Annotated in this window: 12 protein-coding genes; 2 read left to right on the forward strand and 10 right to left on the reverse strand. The window is 45.4% G+C overall.

The features are described from left to right. Window positions 1-47: 47 nt before the first annotated feature. From HYN43_RS22275 to HYN43_RS22300, 6 genes are all read right to left on the reverse strand, one after another. The gene (locus tag HYN43_RS22275) at window positions 48-950 is read right to left on the reverse strand and encodes a helix-turn-helix domain-containing protein (protein WP_119406137.1); all 903 of its coding nucleotides are present in this window, start codon (window positions 948-950) and stop codon (window positions 48-50) included. 326 nt (window positions 951-1,276) lie between these two features. Then, the gene (locus tag HYN43_RS22280; protein WP_119406138.1) at window positions 1,277-1,783 is read right to left on the reverse strand and encodes an anti-sigma factor family protein; all 507 of its coding nucleotides are present in this window, start codon (window positions 1,781-1,783) and stop codon (window positions 1,277-1,279) included. After that, window positions 1,780-2,361 (reverse strand): RNA polymerase sigma factor, encoded by a 582-nt coding sequence (locus HYN43_RS22285; protein WP_119406139.1) that lies wholly within the window; start codon window positions 2,359-2,361, stop codon window positions 1,780-1,782. The genes HYN43_RS22280 and HYN43_RS22285 overlap by 4 nt, the downstream gene beginning before the upstream one ends. Before the next feature lie 203 nt (window positions 2,362-2,564). Beyond that, complete coding sequence (locus HYN43_RS22290; RefSeq protein ID WP_119406140.1) at window positions 2,565-4,103, reverse strand: carboxylesterase/lipase family protein; 1,539 nt, start codon at window positions 4,101-4,103, stop codon at window positions 2,565-2,567. Between the two features lie 470 nt (window positions 4,104-4,573). Further along, the gene (locus tag HYN43_RS22295; protein ID WP_205589805.1) at window positions 4,574-6,913 is read right to left on the reverse strand and encodes a glycoside hydrolase family 3 protein; all 2,340 of its coding nucleotides are present in this window, start codon (window positions 6,911-6,913) and stop codon (window positions 4,574-4,576) included. Between the two features lie 70 nt (window positions 6,914-6,983). Then, window positions 6,984-9,368 carry a glycoside hydrolase family 3 C-terminal domain-containing protein gene (locus tag HYN43_RS22300; protein WP_119406141.1) on the reverse strand — a complete coding sequence of 795 codons (2,385 nt, stop codon included), beginning with the start codon at window positions 9,366-9,368 and terminating at the stop codon, window positions 6,984-6,986. Window positions 9,369-9,658: 290 nt separating this feature from the next. On the opposite strand from HYN43_RS22300, the gene HYN43_RS22305 reads away from it, so the two are divergent. Beyond that, a complete protein-coding gene (locus HYN43_RS22305; RefSeq protein WP_119409073.1) occupies window positions 9,659-10,339 on the forward strand; it encodes a metal-dependent hydrolase in 681 nt (226 codons plus the stop codon). Between the two features lie 196 nt (window positions 10,340-10,535). Here HYN43_RS22305 and recO read toward each other — a convergent pair whose 3' ends face one another. Beyond that, on the reverse strand, window positions 10,536-11,261 hold the full coding sequence (gene recO / locus HYN43_RS22310) for a DNA repair protein RecO (RefSeq protein ID WP_119406142.1): 726 nt from the start codon (window positions 11,259-11,261) through the stop codon (window positions 10,536-10,538). Further along, window positions 11,251-11,619, reverse strand: coding sequence for a diacylglycerol kinase (locus HYN43_RS22315; RefSeq protein ID WP_119406143.1), 369 nt, complete (start codon window positions 11,617-11,619; stop codon window positions 11,251-11,253). Before HYN43_RS22315 ends, recO begins: the two co-directional genes overlap by 11 nt. 294 nt (window positions 11,620-11,913) lie before the next feature. Here HYN43_RS22315 and HYN43_RS22320 point away from each other — a divergent pair, with 294 nt between their 5' ends. Continuing rightward, entirely contained in the window at window positions 11,914-14,190 is a 2,277-nt protein-coding gene (locus tag HYN43_RS22320) for an efflux RND transporter permease subunit (RefSeq protein WP_245446985.1), read from the forward strand. A gap of 428 nt (window positions 14,191-14,618) precedes the next feature. Here HYN43_RS22320 and HYN43_RS22325 read toward each other — a convergent pair whose 3' ends face one another. Then, complete coding sequence (locus HYN43_RS22325; RefSeq protein ID WP_119406145.1) at window positions 14,619-17,492, reverse strand: carboxypeptidase-like regulatory domain-containing protein; 2,874 nt, start codon at window positions 17,490-17,492, stop codon at window positions 14,619-14,621. Continuing rightward, complete coding sequence (locus HYN43_RS22330; protein WP_119406146.1) at window positions 17,489-20,455, reverse strand: hypothetical protein; 2,967 nt, start codon at window positions 20,453-20,455, stop codon at window positions 17,489-17,491. The genes HYN43_RS22325 and HYN43_RS22330 overlap by 4 nt, the downstream gene beginning before the upstream one ends. Window positions 20,456-20,493 lie beyond the last annotated feature (38 nt).

Consider the following 20,493-nt stretch of genomic DNA (forward strand, 5'->3'; position numbering starts at 1 on the left):
GCAACAAAGCGAAGGCATTACATTAATCAAACCAAAGGTTACAAAATTCAAACATTCCTGAACGAACTTGGCGTTTGCTGTGTTTGTTTTTTAAAGAAGTTATTAAAATGGGTAGGTTCTTCAAAGCCCAGGCAGTAGCCAATTTCCGAGATATTCCAGTCGGTATGCCTCAATAATGACTTGGCTTCGCTCAGCAGCCTGTCGGCAATATGATCGGTGGTGGTTTTGCCTGTGGTTTCGCGGATAGCCCTGTTCAGGTGGTTAACATGTACCGATAGGCGCTGCGCAAAATCATTGGCCGAGCGCAGGGAAAAACGCTGTGAAGGGGTTTCGATAGGGAATTGCCTTTCCAATAATTCGGTAAACACCGATGTGATGCGTGATTTGGCGTCAACATGCTGATACACATTTTCAGATGGCTGGGTTTTAAGCGCGTAGTAAGCCAACTCGGTTACATAGCTTCGGATAAGATCATATTTAAAAGAATATTCGGTATTGATCTCATCCAGCATTTTTTCAAAAAGCTGGGTAACATAGGCGTCCTGTTCATCATTTAAAGCATATACAGGCTTGGCATTGAGGCCAAACATCGGAAACTCGCTCAGCCCGGTACGGAATTTTTCGAGGAAAAACTCTTCGGTAAATATGCAGAAGAAGCCTGTTCTGTCGTCCGACATGGTTTCGAAGGTGTAAGGCACCATCGGGCTGAAAAACATTAGCGTAGTGCCCGAAAGCGTAATACTTTTATCGGCATAGTGAATCACATTATCGCCACGCATCATGCTTATTTTATAAAACGTGCGGCGGCTGTAGGTAACATGTTTGGCATTGGGGCCAATGCAATCCTCTATCCTGAATACGTTAAAGTGCCCAATGTTTTGCTGTACGCTGCCGGGCAGCCAGTTCATTTTACGCTGATAAAAATCATCAAGTGTTTCTGTTCTCAACATAAAAACAAAATTACAAAAATCAAACCGGGGTGTCAAGTGGGGTTGGGCAGGCGGGCGAAGCGGCGATAAAACCTCCTAAAAAAATAAAAGCCGCCCAGACCTTGCGTCGGGCGACTTTCAACCTAAACCTTATCACAATTAAACCGGTAAGATTACCAGTTCGCATAGTATACGGCAATCACTGTGCCAAAGTTTCGGGCTTTATTTATTTTTTATTTAATGTAGCGTTGTTGATACATTAATACTTGCATTATTATTACAAATACACGCTAATTTAGTGTCAAATCGACACCCTATCCCGATAACCATACAGAAAACTGAACATTTTATGTCTGTTTTGCAGCTTTTTTTCTACGCAAATAACTATCAGTTAAAAATAGGGCCAAAATGACATCAAAAATGAAAAAACCTTGCATAAAGGTTTTTTTGAATAAACCGGAAGCGTTAGGCATTTTGATATTATCCGGCAATTTGAGGCTGATTGCGCTGAACGGATTTGCTGTAATCTGTACATTTGAGCATACAAGTACCAACAAAGCCAGTATGCTCAGTACAAAAAAGGCAGCTATACCTAATATTATTTTTTTATTAATAGTAGCCTTTAACGGAGTTATAGCCTGCTCTGCGCGGATTGCTTCCATAACCCTATAATTAAAGGCCATTGATGGCTCGTCGAACTCCATTGTAGCAAACTCGGCATTTAAGGCCATTAGTTCGGCATATTTTGATGCGTACACCTCATCCTGCTCAATAAGCCGGGTAATGGCGTCCTGCTCGGCCGGCGTGCAGGTACCATCAATATAGTTCCAAAGTTTTTCTTCGATGGTGTTCATATCAGTTCTTTCACCTCGTGTTTTAAATTGCGCTCCAGCTTTTCTTTCAAACGCTGGCGCGCCCTGAATAGTTTAACCTTAACCGTATTGGTTTCAATGCCCATGGTTTGGGCAATTTCCTCTAACGATTGCTCCCCTTTATAAAACAGGGTAATAATGGTGGCATCATCAGGCAGCAATTGCGCAATGGCCTGGTTAAGGTAAAACGACCTGGATTTGTTTTCAATATTATTGGTATCAAAAGCCGATTCGTGGCTTTCAACCTGTACAAAAGTCCCCTCGTCATCAATCGAATCGGTATCAACCCGTTTCTTCCTTAAAAATGTCATGGCTGTAGTGTAAACTATACTGTACAGCCAGGTACTGAATTTTGATTGCCCCTGGAAACTTGCCAGCGACCGGTATGCCTTCACAAAACAATCCTGTGCAATCTCTTCGGCGTCTTCGCGGCCTTTGGCAAAACGCATGGCCAGCGTAAAAACAAAACGCTGATGGCGCTTTACCAAATCGGCATAAGCGAATTGGTTGCCCGCAAGGGTTTGCTCAATAAGTTCGATATCTGAAAGCTTGCTCTGCATTATATAATCGTTGTGACTATGGCATTGCTGTTCAGGTTACACCTTTAAGTAAATATAATCCATTTTGTTGTGATAGATTTTTGCGGGGTGTAGATTTTTTGAGCACGCAAAGGCGCCAGGCCGCAAAGAGAAAATAACAAAGGTGCTTTCAAAGTCATCTTCCGTACTCTCTTCGCGGCTTAGCGCCTTTGCGTGAAATAAAATTATTTGGAGGCTTTCTTCACCATAAAGTCCAAAGCAGCTTTATCAGGTAACGGTTTTGCCGCTGGCTTTTCACCAAGCATCATGATAGAATTTTTATCAGCGGTATAAGCGGGCCATTGCGGTAAACCCTTGCCATTCGGATTTCCGGTTTTTACAAAATTTGCCCAGTACGCGCTCATGGTAGTGGCCAGTTGCTGATCAACTGGTTCCCAGGGGCGGTTTAAAAACTTCAGGTTATCATAAGCATAAGCAACCTCGCCGGTATGAAAGGCTCCATATTTTTCAAACGCGGGGGTAGCGGGCAAACGGCGGGTAAAGCGATACACATATATTTTTGATTTCGCTGTTTCGCTTTGCACATTGGCCCAGGTGTAATTTTGCATGCCGAAGATCTGGTCGCGGTTAAGGCGGGTTTGTGATACAGCTGCCTCGGCATCCGTATTACCCGGATAAAGCTTTAAAACTTCGGTTGCCTCATCTTTATATTGATCTTCAATCATCTTTTTATAATCGGCGGCATTTTTTGGCGGACCGACGAACGCATCGTCCTCATTCCATCCCGTTAATACCGGTACATCGTTTTGTTTATGCGCGGCAAAAATATCAGCAATACTTTGGGGCAGCACATAACCGTCAACAACCGGACGGCTTTGGCCTTTGCCTGCCAGTTGGGCGGCGGGTTTGTTTCTTAAATCGGCAATAGATACAGCGCCTAAAGTTGTCGCCAGTTTAGCACCGGCCGCCTCGGCGTCTGCCAGGCTACCGTATCCGCGCGGGGCAATAAAACTGGCACCGCTTTCGGCAATAGCTCCGTTAAATAAACCTTTACCCAACGGCGAGGCCACCAAACAGTTCACACTCATTGATCCGGCCGATTGCCCGGCTATGGTAACCTTATCCGGGTCGCCGCCAAAAGCCACGATATTTTGCCTTACCCACTTCAAGGCTGCCAGCTGATCCATCAAACCATAATTACCCGAGGCATGATGGGGCGATTCTTTGGTTAACTCCGGATGCGCGAAGAAACCGAAAATGCCAACCCTATAATTGATCGTAATAAATATGATCCCTTTTTTGGCCATTGCCTCACCATCATAAATAGGCACACCCGCGCCTCCGCTTACAAAGCCTCCCCCATAGATATAAACCAGCACCGGTCTTTTTTCTACTGATGATTTTGCACCCGTCCACACATTCAGGTACAGGCAGTCTTCGCTGATGGGCTCATATGGGATTAAAAACTCGCGGGTATAAACGCCAAATTCATCGGGTTTACCCTGCATGGGGCTGGCCGCAAATTCGGTGCATTTTTTAACGCCTTGCCAGGGTTGTACCGGTTGCGGTTCCTTCCAGCGCAGATCGCCAAGCGGCGGGGCGGCGAAGGGGATGCCTTTGTAAATATGTACATCGCCGGAAGGGTTGGTAAAGCCTGATATTTCACCGGTGTTGGTTTTTATTATATCGAGGCTCTTATTTTGTGCGATAGCAGAGGTGCGGAGTAGTGGTAGTAGCAATAACAGCGGCAGTAGGTGTTTCATTGGTTGATGGTTTATGAGGTTTATAAATCTATAAAAAAATCGTCATGCTGAATAAGTAAAACTGAGGCTTCTGGAGAAGAATATGACGAGGAATGGGCGGCCCTGTCCGCTGAGCCTGTCGAAGAGTCGCGCGCAGAGGCCCTGCCCACCATGCTTAGACGGGCTACCCATGACATAATTAAAAATAACGGTCATGTTGAACTTGTTTCAACATCCCACTCGCTAAGCAACCATGCTAAGCAAAGCGGGCTACCTGTCCTGTGGAATGCCGAAATAAATTCGGCATGACGACTGGGCATATGTCATATCTCCTTCAGAAGCTGCGGCTTTTATTTACTCAGCATGATACCCAATTGTGTTATGAGTAACTTGTTTCAACAACCCTCCCGCTATGTAAACGCCTTGCTCAGAAAGGCGTCTACCTGTCCTGTGGGATCCCGAAACAAGTTCGGGATGACGAATAGTAGCATTTACGGCTTCGCCACACCCTTCACATACTTATCCACACGCGCATCCTTTATCACTCCCTTCCAATTCAAGCCGAAGCCAAAATCGTACTTATTGCCCTGCTCATCCACATAACATTTTAAATCGTGCGGCACATCTTCAAACTGGGCTTCTACCGTTTGCATATCAACAGGCATTTGCAGCGGCAATAGTGCCGATGGTTCGGCCTTGCCTGTCATAATATCAAGCGAAGCCTGGCCCTGCACCCCGAAATCAACAATAATGGCATTGGCCTGTTTTTCAAGCTCGCCAAACACCATGGGGTTGTTCATATTAACCGATACAATAACCGGTTTGCCTTTCATTTTGGCATAAGTATCGGTAACCATAGCCAAATCGGTAATGTTAATGGCCTTGCCCGATTTATCTTTATAGCTACGATTGGTAAATTTTTCCAGCGGATCGCCTCCGGCAATACTGGTAGCCCGGGCAGTAGCTGCAGTATACTCGCCGTATTGCAGGCTTACCGGCACATAGCCATTACCCCCGTTTTTGGCATCTTTGCCATCATAACCACCGCCGCTGTTGGGGCTGGCAATGAATACCAGGGCGTAATCTGCCTCATCGGGATTATCTGTTACTTTAAAATATTTTTTTACCGTTTCAATATTTACAGGATATTCCAATTTTTCGGGCGTTTCCATCCCTAAAAAATTACGACCAGCCGGAGTGAATTTTTTAGGCACGTACACCGTTTTGCCGCTTTGCAAAGGCAATATATTAGCCTTGTTTTTCAGCATCACTATTGATTTTAGCTGCGCCTGGTAACCGGCATCCATAAACTCCGGCTTACCAACTATTTGTTTGGAGGTTTCGGGGTCGAGGTATGGGTTCTCAAACAATCCTGTTCTGAAAATATTACGCAGTAATCGCACAGCCGATTGTTCGAACCTTGAGCGCATAAAGGCTTCGCCATGTTCTTTCACACCAATCTGGTAAGCCTCAACAACCGGCGCAACTTCGTTATTGCCGCCAAACTGGTCTACCCCGGCCATCAATACTTTATAGTGGCGTTGCGCAATGGTTAAACCCTCAACACCCCATGATTTGCCCGACAGGAATGAATCCAACGTAGTCTCATCGCCGGTAACCAGCCAATCGGTACAAACCACGCCATCGTATTTATATTTTTTACGGAGCAGGTCATTAATAATGTACGAGTTGTAGTTATTGGCCACATTCTCGTGGTTTTTAATATCCTGGTTAAAGGAGATGGTATAATAAGGCATCACAGCCGCCGCCATCCCGGTTTTGCCGTTCAGTTTAAAAGCTCCCTCGGTAAAAGGGATCATGTGCTGTTTAAAGTTATTGCCCGGATACACAGCATATTTACCAAAGGCATAATGCGCATCACGGCCGCCCTCGCCTGCACCGCCGCCCGGCCAGTGCTTTACCATAGCGTTAACGCTGTTGTAGCCCCAGCCGCCGGCTATTTCCTTATCGGCAGCCGAGGTTTGGAAACCATCAATATAAGCACGCGCCATATCAGCGGCCAGCTGCGGGTCCTCACCAAAAGTACCGCTCACCCTCGACCAGCGCGGATCTGTCGCGATATCAACCTGCGGCGAAAGCGCTGTCGAGATCCCCAAAGCCCGGTATTCCTGCGCGGCTATATGGCCAAAGTTTTTTACCACTTCGGGATCAAAAGTTGCCGCAAAACCCAGCGAACCCGGCCACATCGAAATAGCGCCGCCTGCACCTGCATTGTATTCGGCGGTGGCTACGGTACCATGCCGTGGGTCAGAGCTGTTATTATTGGGAATACCCAAGCCCTGTCCTTCAACAAAAGCCTGTGCATTATTATTCCATTGCGCGGCAATCTCAGGGCTTTGTACCGATGTTACCAGTACGTGCCTTACATTATCCTTAGCTAAAAATTGTTTCTGCTGATCGGACAGATCGGATGCCTTAGCGCCGCTTTCGGCAAACACTTTGCCATTGTAGGTGCCCGCAAAAGGTCCGCCCGCAGCGGCCGGGATAGGCTGATGGCGGCTGTACAGCATCAGCCCGGCAATTTGCTCTACGCTCATTTTCGAGGCAAGATCTTTGGCACGCACATCAACCGGCAGGCGCCAGTCTTCATACTTATCCAGCTTGCCGTTTTTGTTCAGGTCTTTAAACGCAAGGCCATCCACAGTTAATATTTTCACACCCGATGTACTGCTGTAGCCCAGGCTTTGCCCACCTGCATTGGAAACAAAAACAATATCGCCCGATTTTTTCTCAGTCCATTTGGTTTGTGCCGAGGCCACGGCTGCCGGTAACAGGGCCAGCAAAGCCATAATTTTTAGTTGATTAGCCATTATATTTAGAGTAAACTGGTTTGCAAAAAAATACCCCTGCAAAATTTCTTTTGCAAGGGGCTGGTTGGTTTTAGTTTAGTTTTAGCTGGTTTATTGTTTGTTCGGGTACCAAGGCTTTGTTTACCTTTTCAACAGTGATATCTTTAGCTAAATTGAATGATGCTGTTTCTTCAATTTTGCGCGATGATGATCCTATCTTCACTTTGTAGCTGCCTTCGTCGGCTATCCAGGCTTCCCTCTCGGTATAAAACGAAGCCAGATCTGAGGCTTTTAAGGTGAATGTAAATGTTTGCGATTCGCCGGGGGCCAGCAGTTTAGTTTTTCCAAACGCTTTCAGCTCATCTTCGGGTTTATCCAAATCTTTTTTAGGTGCCGAGAGGTATAGCTGCACCACTTCCTTACCCGCCACATCGCCGGTGTTTTTAACCGTTACTGTGGCGGTGATCATATTTTTAAATGTTTTGGAACTTAGCTTCAGGCCGCTGAATTTAAAATTGGTGTACGATAAGCCGTAACCAAACTCATAAGCAGGTGTAATTTTAGCGGCATCGTAATAGCGGTAGCCCACATAAATGCCTTCTTCATAAATAACCTGGTTAGGTTTACCCTCAGGAGTGCCGGGAAAATTATTAGCCGATGGTACATCCTTATAATCGGTCGGGAAAGTAGTGGCCAGTTTTCCCGATGGATTTACTTTACCGCTCAATACATCGGCAATAGCATTACCGGCTTCAAGGCCGGGCTGCCAGGCCAATAAAATGCCGTCAACCTTATCACGCCATGCCGTAACATCAATTACGCCGCCTATGTTCAATACAACAATCACTTTTTTGCCTTTGGCATGAAATGCATCGGCTACACCGTTAATCAATCCTTTTTCGGCATCGTTTAAATAGTAATCGCCGGGCAGTTTACGGTCGGCGCCCTCGCCGGCATTGCGTCCAATAGTAATCAGCGCTTCATCTGCACCGTTGGCTTCATCAGCTAAAATAGCATTCACATCCATTTCGGGAATGGGAGCTGGGTGATCGAAAAAATTTTTAGGTTTGGGCTGCTTGGCCTTCATATCCACCAGGTATGCTTTATAGCTGTCGGATAATTTTTCCTGCAATTTAAAACCTGCATTGGCCAAACCCTGCATTAATGATATGGTATAAGCCTTGTTTACGTCGCCGCTACCTGTACCGCCGGCAATAATATCGTACGATGTATTGCCAAAAACAGCTATCCTTTTACCTGCGGCAAATGGCACGGCCTTATCCTCGTTTTTAAGCAGGATCATGCCCTGTGCGGCGGCCTCGCGCGCAACTGCGGCGTGTGCAGCCAGATCGGGCGCATCCGAATATTTATATTTTTTAAACGTGGGCGATTGTACAATTACATTCAGCATCCGCTCTACATTGGCATCAAGCTGTTTAGCATCCAACGTGCCGTTTTTTACGGCGGCCACAATTGCTTCGGATTGTGTTGGATTACCGGGCATCAGCAAATCATTACCGGCCTTCATTTGGGCTACGGCATCTTTACCGCCAAACCAATCGGTCATTACAAAACCTTTAAAGCCCCATTCTTTTTTCAGGATGGTGGTGAGCAGGTCGCGCCGCTCGGAGGTATAGGTGCCGTTGAGTTTATTGTATGATGACATCACCGTCCATGGCTGTGATTTTTTTACGGCTATTTCAAAACCTTTCAGGTATAACTCGCGCATGGCACGCTCGCTAACAATGGTATTGATAGAGTTTCGGCTGGTTTCCTGGTTATTGGCTGCGTAGTGTTTAATGGAAGTACCAACCCCGTTTGATTCGATGCCGTTAACAATAGCGGCGGTCATGCTGCCTGCCACCAGCGGATCTTCAGAATAATATTCAAAATTACGGCCGCCCAACGGGTTACGATGAATATTGAGGCCTGGGGCAAGCAATATATCAACACCATACTCACGCACCTCGTTGCCAAATGCAACGCCTACTTTATTTACAAGTTGGGTATCCCAGGTGGAAGCTAAAAGCGTTGCCACGGGGAAAGCAGTTGCATAATAGGTTTTTGATTTATCGCCGTTGCGAATGGGCTCGATCCGTAAACCGGCAGGCCCATCAGATACAGTGATAGACGGAATGCCTAAACGCGGAATAGCGTGCGTACGCCCGGCGGCTCCGGGCACTTTTTCCGGAATATTATAAGCATCCGGATCAGACGGGGGTAATTTAAAACCACCGATATCAACGGATTCTTTCTTTTTATCTTTTGACGGCGGCGGCACACCCGGCATTTTAAAACCCATCCCTACTACCAGTTTTGATTTTTCTTCGAGGGTCATGGCGGCAACCACCTGTTTAATATTGGTGGCGGTTAATTGTAACAAAGGCTTTTTAGTTTGCGCCCGTGCAGAACTGATGGCTCCGCCGGCAACTAAAACACATGCAAAAACAGCATGGCACTTGTAGCTTATTCTCATGTTAAAAATTTAATTGGTTTATAAGTACTAATTGGTAGTAGCTCAATGACAAAGAAGTGAAATTTTTCTTTGTGTCATTATTACACAATACTAAATATTAACTTTTACAAATGCAAGTTTTATCGATGAATGGCAAAAGATTGAAGATGGAGAACCGAAATGAGACGATGGATAGGCACCTATTGTAATTTTTATGTATAAAGGTGCTGATAAGTAACGGGTTACTTAGCAATGCGCGGCAAAACAAATACTTTTGGTTAACTATCAACCCATCATCAAAACCCGCAATTATGAAGCTCAATTACTACGGACATTCCTGCTTTTCGGTATTTGCCGGCGGCAAACATTTATTGTTCGATCCCTTTATTACGCCAAACGAACTGGCCAAAGCAGTAAACATTGATGAAATAGCTGCGGATTATATTTTTGTTTCGCATGGCCATTTCGATCATGTTTTTGATGTGGTACAGATTGCTAAACGCACGGGGGCAATGGTGCTGGGCAACTGGGAAATATATGATTGGTTTAATAAACAGGGCCTTACCAATACCCATCCCATTAACCCGGGTGGAAAATTCAGTTTTGATTTCGGAACCGTTAAATGCGTAACCGCAGTACACTCCAGCAGTTTACCTGATGGCAGTTACGGTGGCGTAGCCAGCGGGTATGTATTTAAAACTCCCGACGGCAATTTTTACTATAGCGGCGATACCGGTTTAACCCTGGATATGCAGTTGATTGCCAAATTTGCTGAGCTTGATTTTGCCGTATTGCCCATCGGCGACGGACTAACCATGGGTGTTGAAGATGCCATCGAGGCCGCAAGGTATGCCGGAGCCAAAAAAGTATTGGGGGTTCATTACGATACTTTTGGGTTTATAAAGATAGATCATGAACAGGCCATCCGGGATTTTGCAGATGCGGGCTTAACGTTGTATTTGCCGGGGATAGGTGATACTATTGATTTGTAGCTCCCTTAATATTTTCCCGTCCCCTCAGGGTCTCTCGGAGAGGACCGTGAGGTATACGCCATGCAAATTTGCTATGCATGCGTGGTAGAAAAGTCGCAGAACCTCAGGGTCCTCTTCGAGAGACCCCGAGGGAACGAGAATGCTTAGACATCATTCCCAAATCCGAAATCGAAAATCCGAAATCCCAAATACAAAATCACCCCAACACTTCCTCCAGCACATCGTTTGATTTGATATTGCCGAATCCTTCGATGTGCATGGCATAATACTCCAGTAGTTTTTGCACCTGGTAGCGGCGCTCATCGTTACTCAACTTAAGCAGGTGCATATTTTCAAAACTGCAATCAAGCAGCATGGCAAAATTTTGTGTATGCGGGGGCGAGAGGTACGACACACTATCGGGCTTGTAGCGGGTAAACTGCCCGTTTTTAATATCAAAATAATCGGTATCCCCGGCCATATACCTATCCGGATAAAACCCGAGGTAGCGGCTTAAACGGATTAAAAACACAAGGTGAAAGTTGGCAACGCCTTCGGTTTGATGGTCGAGCAATTCAATCCCGCTAAAAATAAAATTAAACAGGTTTTCATCCGGCGATTGTTGTTTTACAGCTTTGTACAGCACCTCATTTAAAAAAATAGCCACGCAGCTTTTAATCACATCATATGGTATGGTAAGTAACACCGGCGCGTTTTTAAGTTCGGATATACGCTGTACACTGCCGGTATTTTTGTGATAAACCACCAGATCGAGCAAGGCTAACGGCTGCAGCATATTGCGACCTATTTTAGCCTTTGGCTTTTTAGCACCATTGATGATGTACGATTGCAGACCGAACTTTTCGGTAAAAATCTGCACAATCACACTGCTTTCGCCGTAATCTGTAGCTTTAAATACGATGCCCCTGGTTTTATGCAGCATGCCAGAACAGGTTAATAATTTTAGGCAAAAAGATGATGGCCCCGGTTATGATGGCAAACAGGGCAGCTATAACTACAGCAGCTGCACCCACATCTTTGGTGTGCCCGGCCTTTTCGTGATATGTTGGCGAAACAAGATCGGTAAGGGTTTCGAGCGAGGTGTTTAAGAGTTCGGTGATGAGTACAATTGCGATGCAGGCCATCACCCAAAGCCATTCATCAGCAGAAATTTTTAAACACAAACCAAGCGCCACTGCGGTTGTACCGGCAGCCAGATGGATCTGGAAATTGGGCTGTGTTTTGGTTGCATAACGCAGCCCTTTAAATGCGAAACCAAAACTGCGTACCAACCTTTTCATATTCAAAAATACAAAGTTTAGCGGTTAATATAGGTTAGGTGTTCCCGCTGTTCGAAGTTTATAACTCCGGGCATAGGCATCCGAAGTGGGAGACTTCTGACAGCTGGGCAAGCGGCAAAAAGCTGCATTATTATCATAAGGCTATCTCATTGTCACATTATCAACATCATTAATAGGCAGATAGCGCATTTTTAGTACTTTTGCGCCTCTCTTGTACATATCACGATAATAATGTTCTGGAAACATATAGCATCTGCAATTCTTAAAAACCGACTCATAATTTTTATTTGCGTTTTGGCGCTGAGTGCCTTTATGGGCTTCGAGGCGTCAAAAGTAAAGATCACGTTTAATGGCGGCAAAGTACTTCCCGTTACCGATTCGGCCTTTATCCGCTATGCAGAATTTAAGAAAACTTTTGGGCAGGATGCGTCTTCGATGGTTATCGGCATCAAATCGCCGGATATTTTTACCAAAGATGTTTTTAACGACTGGTATGGCATTGGCGAGGAGCTGAAAAAGGTAAAAGGCATTAAAGCCGTAGTATCTGCCGCCAATATTTATAACCTGCAAAAAGATACACTGCAACATAAGTTTGTATTAAAACCATTAGTTACCCGGCCCCTGCAAACCACCGCCGCGATTGATAGCATTAAACAGCAACTTACATCCATGCCTTTTTATAAAGGTTTGATAGTAAGCAACGACGGGCAAAGCACCCTCATGATGATCACTTTTGATGATAAGATCATCAATACCCCCTACCGCGTACCCATCATTAAAAAAATAGACCAGCTTGGCCAGGCCTTCGAAAAAAAGCATAGCATCAAGGTTCACTACTCGGGTTTGCCTTTAATCCGTACCGTAGTTGGCGATTTGGTGGCTCATGAATTTTCGCTGTTCCTGGGCCTTTCGGTAATTATTACGGCGGTTATTTTACTGCTGTTTTTTCGCTCGTTGTTCCCGGTCATTTTCCCTATTATGATCGTGATTTTGGGCGTGATATTCAGTTTGGGTGTATTGCAGCTGATGCATTATGAAATGACCATCCTCACCGGTATTATTCCACCGCTTATTGTGGTAATCGGTATTCCCAACTGTGTATTTATCCTCAATAAATATTTTCACGAGTATGGCATCAGCGGCAACAAAATGGCCGCCCTCGAAGTTGCCGTTGAGCGTGCCGGCATCACTACCTTTATCGCCAACGTTACCACCGCTATCGGCTTTGGTGTGCTGTGCTTTACCAACAGCGAGTTATTAACCCAGTTTGGCCTGGTAGCTTCCATAGGCATTTTGCTCACCTTTGCTTTAAGCCTTATCCTGGTTCCCATCATCTTCAGCTTTTTGCCCGCGCCTAAGGCAAGTCAAACCGGTATTAAAGACAGTAAACTGATGGATGCCCTGCTGGCCGCACTGGATAAACTGGTACACACCAAACGCAAAGCTATTTACGCCGCAACCGTTGTGTTGATCCTAATCGCAGCCTTCGGTATGTCGAAAATAAATATCAATGGTTATGTGGTTGATGATTTACCCCAAAGCAACAACACCCTACACGATTTGAAATTTTTTGAATCCAACTTTAAAGGCGTGTTGCCGCTGGAGGTGAGCATCGATACCAAACGCAAAAACGGGGTGATGAACCTGGGTACCATTCGCAAGGTAGAAAAACTGGAAAAACTCATTTCATCATATCCGCAATTCAGCCGCTCAGTATCGCTGATCCAGGTTTTAAAATTCAGCACACAGGCTTTTTATGGCGGCAATCCTGAATACTACCGCCTGCCCGATGGCCTGGAGCAAAACTTTATATTGAACTATGCTGCCAACTCGGGCAAAGGTGGCGGCAGCATGCTTAAAAGTTACCTCGACAGTACCCACCGCGTTACCCGCGTTACCTTTGAAATGGTTGATGCCGGCTCAAAAAAAATGAACACCGTACTGGCCGAATTGCAACCCCGCATCGACTCGATCTTCAATCCGAAAAAATTTCATGTAGAGCTTACCGGCTCGAGCATCATATTTATAAAAGGCACCAACTACCTGCTTAAAAACCTGTACGAAAGCCTGGCCTGGGCTATTTTATTAGTTGCAGCAGTGATGTGGATTTTGTTCCGCGGCATAAAAATGATAGCCATTTCATTGGTGCCCAACCTGGTACCCTTAATTATCACCGCCGGTATTATGGGCTTTTTCGGGGTTCCGCTTAAGCCTTCAACCATATTGATATTCAGCATAGCGATGGGGATCTCGTCCGATCAAACCATTTATTTCATCACCCGTTACCGGCACGAATTGCGTCACAGCAAAAAAACCATCTCGCAAATTGTTTCAGATACCATCCGTGAAACGGGCGTGAGCATGATCTTTATCGCCACGGTGCTGTTTTTTGGTTTCGGCATTTTCGCGGTATCAAAATTTGGCGGCACTGCAGCTTTGGGCATCCTTTTGTCAATAACCCTTTTGGTGGCTATGATCAGCAACCTTACATTGTTACCCGCATTTTTACTTTCGCTGGAAGGGGGTGTTAACCGCGATAAACTTAAGGGGCCGGATATTGATGAAGCTTGATTTTAGAGGTTAGAGGTTAGAGGTTAGAGGTTAGAGGTTAGAGGTTAGAGGTTAGAGGTTAGAGGTTAGAGGTTAGAGGTTAGAGGTTAGAGGTTAGAGGTTAGAGGTTAGAGGTTAGAGGTTAGAGGTTAGAGGTTAGAGGTTAGAGGTTAGAGGTTAGAGGTTAGAGGTTAGAGGTTAGAGGTTAGAGGGCAATGCTTACCGTAATACTTTGTTTTGATTAAAGCGCTTTTTTTTCAAAAAAAAATGTACTTGTCATTTCGACGAACAAGCGGTGGCCTGTGCGGGCGGGTAAGGAGAAATCTTCTACACCCTGCAATACGCATAGTTCGATAGCAGGGCGTAGGAGATTTCTCTTTCGCTCCTGCGCTGCTGGCCTCCCCTGCTCTATCGAAATGACATCCTTTTATTGAGATATCCTGGTTAAATTAGGGGGCCGGGGTACCAACTTTTACACCCCCTTGTTTAAAACCAAACCCGCCGGTCATATCCGTGCCATTTAGCATAATGGTGTACGATGAAGGCATATCGGCGGTATAAAAATTTATCACGGCCTTGCCATCGGCCCCGGTAACCACGTTTGGCTGCCAATATATGGTTGATCTGAGATCAGTTTTCACCTTAGGTGCGTTGTTTACTAAGTATTTAGGGCTATAAAATTGCGATGGAAAGCTTAACGCCAAAGGTTTATACAGAAAACCACCGGGCGTTTTGTCAATATTGGGGCCATAGCCGCCGCGGGTGGTTATCTCCATAAAAGTAAAATCGCTAACATGCGCGTAAGGCTTCCAATCCGAAGGCACATAACTGCCGAAATATTGATCGCTATATTTTGAACCTGTATTAATTTCTATGCCTTTAATATCTTCGGCATTATTCCCCTCGAGATAGTTTTTTAACATGGTAAAATCAGGATCGTCATTAAAGTTGCTTTTAAACACATCGCCCAAAGCTATTCCGTCAACCACAAAAAAAATGGGCTTATTATCCACAAAATACCAGCTAAAAAAATCGCTTGGTGGTAAGCGCCATGTGCCAAACTGAAGGTCGACTTTTGTTTTGCCCTGCACCGAAAAGCGCACCACAAATTGCTTAATGATGGTACCCTCCCTGAAACTTTTAACATTCTCGGTTAAAAATTGCACCCAGGTTTTCTTGCCGGCTTTCAGCAAATCGCCTTCGTCAAAAACATAATCGGCATTACCGGCGCCATTGAGGTTTTTTGATCCCTTCACTATTTTTTTAGCCTTTATTTTCACCTCCCTTAGTGTGTGCATATCGGCCGGCAGATCATTGGCCAGGTTTTGCTTAATGCGGTTGGTTTTTAAACTGTTAAACAGCGTAGTATCATTGCTTACATACCACGGAATGAAGGTAGCCGCCGCCGGGGCCGAAAGTGTGGGTGTAGGCGCATCATCCATCACAATACCCACATTAAAATTTTTGGCCGTTTTTATAAAATAAGCCGGCGTATCTGTTAACGGCAGGTTACGAAATGTAAAACTGCCGCTGGCATCGGTGAGTGTATCAGAAGCCATCAGGGGCGATTTGGAAAACAGTTGTACCCTTGTTTTTTTTACCGGTTTGTTAAACACATTCAATACTTTGCCCTTAATGGCCAGCTCGGTTTCGGCGGCATAAAGAGGTGTACCTTTGGGCTTATCCCAATCATAACTTACCCAGCCCTGTGTAAGCAGCAGGTTATCAAGCGCCAGGTGGCTGTTGTAATCATTTGCGTTTAGATAATAGTTAGGTTGTTCTACATAACCTTTCAGCTCGGAGGTGAGCAGCATCCGCGTAATAATGTTTTCGTTATTCAAACTATCCGGGTGCACCTGGGCATCGTCTGTAACGGCAAGCGAAAAATTAGCCTGCACGGGTTTTCCAGCGGCATCGGTTACATTAATATTAAGCGCTACGCTATCGCGCGCGGCGTAGGTTATTTTACTGGTGCCGATGTTTACATGCAGGTTATCATTCAGGTTGATGAAAACAAGCCGCTCATTCAGGGGCCGGTTTTTCATATCCAGCAACATAAAATGGGCTATGCCGGATGGGAACAGTTTTTTGCTAACCCTGCCATTAATACTTCCGCTTTGCTTAAAGTTCACAATGCTGCCATAACAGATCACCCCGAATGACTTGCCTATTAAAAAATAACTTTCACCATCTTTCCTGATATTATCTGTGGCCTGCAACGAAATAACTATCGAATCGGCGGCCGGCTTATCGCTTACCCTTAAAACAATACCATTGCTTTTCGCTTTGGGTAAGGCATAGTCTTTAATCTGCCCGCCCGGCAAGGTAATTTTGGCTGTATAGTTTTCATCTGCTTTAGGGGTTATTTCAAAGCTTCCCATCCCTAAATGCGATGATTTAAAATCGGTTACCGGCTGATGATTTTCGTTAAACACCGTACCGCTTATCTCAATTCCCCGTCCATCCAAACCAATGGCTTTAAAACCAATGCGGGCCGGTAAACCATCAATCAATGTTCCGCCCTCGGGCATAAACTGTATATCGGCATCCTGCGGGCGGTTAAAATTTAAAGGAATATCTACCCGGTTTCCGGCTGCGTCGTTGGCTATGATCCTGATATCGCCGGGCTTTGCAGGCAGGTTAAATGTAATGTCGATTAAACCCTTTTCATCGGTTTGAAGGTTTGAGCGGTAAAGGCGCCGTTTACCCTTCATTACAAGTAACTGCACCGGCCGTTCAATAACCGCTTTTTTATAGGTATCGCTTAGCTGTAATTTAACGTGTGCCTGCTCCTTACCCTCAACCATGGTACTGGTGCTGCTGTAATTGGCCATCCAGTTGCTCCGGGCATCATCGGCAATGGTGAACTGCCTGTAAAAAAATCCGTCTTTACTAAAATTCTGCATCCATTGGGTGTAAGCCGTAAGCACGTAGTTGCCGGCGGGCAGATCATCCAGGCTGATATTGCCCCAGGTAAGCCCGTTTTCAACCGGCAGGCGTTGCTGCTTAACCACCTTGTTACTATCGGTAATAATGGTAACGTACATAATACCACTTTTTACAGATGGCGTTAAGCTGTGTGCATTAAACAGGTAAGCTTTAAACCACAAGGTATCGGCGGGAGTATAGGTACTTTTATCGGTATGCAGGTAGATCCGTTCGGCCGGGTTTTGGCGAATCAGGCTATCAGCATATTGCTTTGCCTGCAGTAACCTGGCTGCAGGTGCAGTTTGCTGGGCATGGGTATAACCAATACAGGCGGTAATGAATGTAAAAATCAATACCGGCCTCCTGAAAAAACGGCGGTTAAATATATTTTTCATGGGCTTACGTGATCATTAACTTTTATTTTGCCATAACGGTATCCAAGGCTACCGTCAATATTGGTACCTTCTATTATATAGGTGTAGGTTGATGGCTTATCGCCGGTATAAAACGACAGGGAGGCTTTACCATCTGCTGTGGTATTGATATTGGGCTCCCAATACATGGTCGATCGCAGGTCGGCCGGATGTTTTGCTTTGTCTTTAACAGCGTAACGCGGACTATAAAAACGGGCAGGCAGGCTCAGAGCCATCGGCTTATACAGGTATCGCCCCGGTGTACTTTGAAGAATTGGCCCCTGTCCGGTTCTGGTAGTTAACTCTATAAATGTAAAATCGCCTGATGAAAGGGTTGACTTCCAGTCGGCAGATACAAACCGCCGGAAATAATTATCAGCATACTTGCCCGAAGTGATTACCTCCATGCCTTTAATATCCTCGGCATCATGCGTTTGCAGATAGTTTTTAAGATCGTTAAAGCTGATGCGGTGGTCGATATAAGGATTTATAAAAACGGTTCCAAACGCAACCCCATCAACAATCAGCTTAATTGGCTGCCGGCCAACCATATACCATACGATATTCGGTGGAATGGCTTCTAATATAGGTATCGGGGTATTTGCAGCAGCAGCCCCGGCTCCGGCTTTATCCATTTCCATCAGCGTGTTTCGCAATGCCCCATAATGGTATAATTCAAGTCTGTTAAAATCGCTGGGTTTAGTAATTATGCCCAACCTAAAACCGGGTATATGCTCCTGCAAAAAGCTTAACCAGGTTTGCTTACCGGCTTTTTCCATATCGGCTTCATCAAAAATATAGTCGGCTTCGCCGGGGCCGTTCAAATTTTGTGAGCCTTTTATTATTTTTTTGGCAACAATTTTTACTTCTTTCAGGGCATGCGTTTCGGGTGGCAAATCGTTCAGCAAATTCTGGCGGGCGCGGTTGTTTTTCACACTGTTAAACAGACTGGTATCGCTGCTTAAATACCACTGAGTTGTGGGTGCAGTTGCCGTCATTGCAAAAACCGGCTGCGGTGCATCGTCCATCACAATGCTAACATTAAAATTTTTAACCGTTTTAAGCATATATGCAGGCGTATCGGTAACCGGGAGTTTATTAAACATAAAACGCCCTGCATTATCAGTAATAGCCTCGGCGGCCAGCACCGGCGATTTTGACAGCATGGCCACTTTGGTGGCTTTAACAGGTTTATTAAAAGCATTAAGCACCCTGCCCCTTATAGCAGCCTCAGTTTCCGGCTCATAAACCGGGCGGCTTTTTTCGCCGGGCCAGGCGTAACTTACCCAACCCTGTGTAAGCAGCAGTTCATCAAGCGCCTGGCCGCTTTGGGCATTACGGGCATTGAGATAATAACCCGGCTGTTCAATATCGCCCTTAAGCTCGGATGTGAGCAAAATGCGGGTAATGATATTTTCGCCGGCAAGGCTATCGGGATGTACCAAAGCATCATCAGTAACAGCCAATGAAAAATTACCTGCCACGGGGTTACCTAAGGCATCTTTCACGTTAAGATGAAGTGCAACGCTATCGCGTGTGGCAAAGGTTTCCTTATCAGTGCTGAGGCTGATATGCAGATCATCATGCCGGTTAATAAAAATAAGTCTTTCATTTAATGGCCTCCTTTTCAGATCCAGCAACACAAAATGAATAATACCCGAAGGGAACAGCTTTTTACTTATTTTTTGATGAATAAACGCACCGTTTTTAAAACTAACCACGGCGCCATAGCAAACCACTTCGCGTGCCCGGGCAATCAGCAAATAATCGTCGCCCCGGGCAGTTATTTTTTCAGTAGCGCTTACCGATACTTTTATCGAATCTTCGGTGTCGATGTTATTTACGTTTAATACTATACCTTCACTTTTCACATCGGGCAATGGAAAATTACGTATTGCTCCGCCGGGCAAAGTAACCCTCGCAGTATAGTTTTCGCCGTTACTTATCAACATGTTAAAACTCCCCATGCCTAAATGCCGGCTTACAAAAGCGGCTACCGGTTGTTGGTTATGGTCAAGCACTTCACCCTTAACATCAACGCCCCGGCCATCCAGGCCGATGGCCTTAAAGCCAATACGGGCTGGTAAGCCTGCAATAAGTTCGCCGCCTTCGGGCATAAACTGTACATCGGCATCCTGCGGGCGGCTAAAGTTTAGGGGGATATTTACCCTGTTGCCGCTTTCGTCGGCGGCAATAATCCGCAGATCGCCGGGTTTTGCCGGTAGTTTAAACGTAATATCTATCAGGCCTTTTTCGTCGGTTTGTATGGTTTGCCGGTATAACTTTCGCTTACCTTTCATCACCATTAACTGTACCGGCTTTGCAGCTACCGGCGTTTTATAAATGTTGCTTAATATCAATTTTACCCGGCCCTGTTCCTGCCCGTCTGTAACCACGGCCGAACAGGTATAATTGGCCAGCCAGTTGCTGCCCGCATCATCGGCAATGGTAAATTGTTTGCGAAAAAAGTTATCGGTATTAAAGTTTTGCATCCAGGTGGTATAAGCAACCAGATGATAACTGCCGGCCGGTAATTCTTTCAGGCTGATATTACCACAGCTCAATCCGTTTTCAACCGGCAGGCGCAGGCGTTTCACAACAAGGTTACTATCGGTAACAATACTTACATACATCACGCCGCTTTTTGCCGAAAGGCCAAGCGTTGGCGCGTTAAAAATATAGGCTTTAAACCATAAGGTATCGCCTGGGGTATAGGTATTTTTATCAAGCTGGAGATAAATTTTTTCGGCCGGGTTTTGGCGCGAACTACTGTCGGCAGCAGCTTTTATCGCCAGCAGGTGCGAGGCCGGGCCGTCAACCTGCGCATAGCTACGCTGATTAAACAATAAAATCAGCGTAAAAGCGAGCAGACCGGCCATAGCCCTGCGTCTGCATTTTGCAGCACAGGCAAATACAGGCTTAATAATAACAATTTTGCTTTTCAACAGGTGAATGTATTTAGGTTTATAATTGGGTGAAATAA

Origin of the sequence: Mucilaginibacter celer (assembly GCF_003576455.2) — a bacterium.
Taxonomy (GTDB): Bacteria; Bacteroidota; Bacteroidia; order Sphingobacteriales; family Sphingobacteriaceae; genus Mucilaginibacter; species Mucilaginibacter celer.

Bases quoted from the DNA above. Each gene is read 5' to 3' on its own strand.
- HYN43_RS22275 (WP_119406137.1), bottom strand. From the start codon at position 950: ATGTTGAGAACAGAAACACTTGATGATTTTTATCAGCGTAAAATGAAC.
- HYN43_RS22280 (WP_119406138.1), bottom strand. From the start codon at position 1,783: ATGAACACCATCGAAGAAAAACTTTGGAACTATATTGATGGTACCTGC.
- HYN43_RS22285 (WP_119406139.1), bottom strand. From the start codon at position 2,361: ATGCAGAGCAAGCTTTCAGATATCGAACTTATTGAGCAAACCCTTGCG.
- HYN43_RS22290 (WP_119406140.1), bottom strand. From the start codon at position 4,103: ATGAAACACCTACTGCCGCTGTTATTGCTACTACCACTACTCCGCACC.
- HYN43_RS22295 (WP_205589805.1), bottom strand. From the start codon at position 6,913: ATGGCTAATCAACTAAAAATTATGGCTTTGCTGGCCCTGTTACCGGCA.
- HYN43_RS22300 (WP_119406141.1), bottom strand. From the start codon at position 9,368: ATGAGAATAAGCTACAAGTGCCATGCTGTTTTTGCATGTGTTTTAGTT.
- HYN43_RS22305 (WP_119409073.1), top strand. From the start codon at position 9,659: ATGAAGCTCAATTACTACGGACATTCCTGCTTTTCGGTATTTGCCGGC.
- recO (WP_119406142.1), bottom strand. From the start codon at position 11,261: ATGCTGCATAAAACCAGGGGCATCGTATTTAAAGCTACAGATTACGGC.
- HYN43_RS22315 (WP_119406143.1), bottom strand. From the start codon at position 11,619: ATGAAAAGGTTGGTACGCAGTTTTGGTTTCGCATTTAAAGGGCTGCGT.
- HYN43_RS22325 (WP_119406145.1), bottom strand. From the start codon at position 17,492: ATGAAAAATATATTTAACCGCCGTTTTTTCAGGAGGCCGGTATTGATT.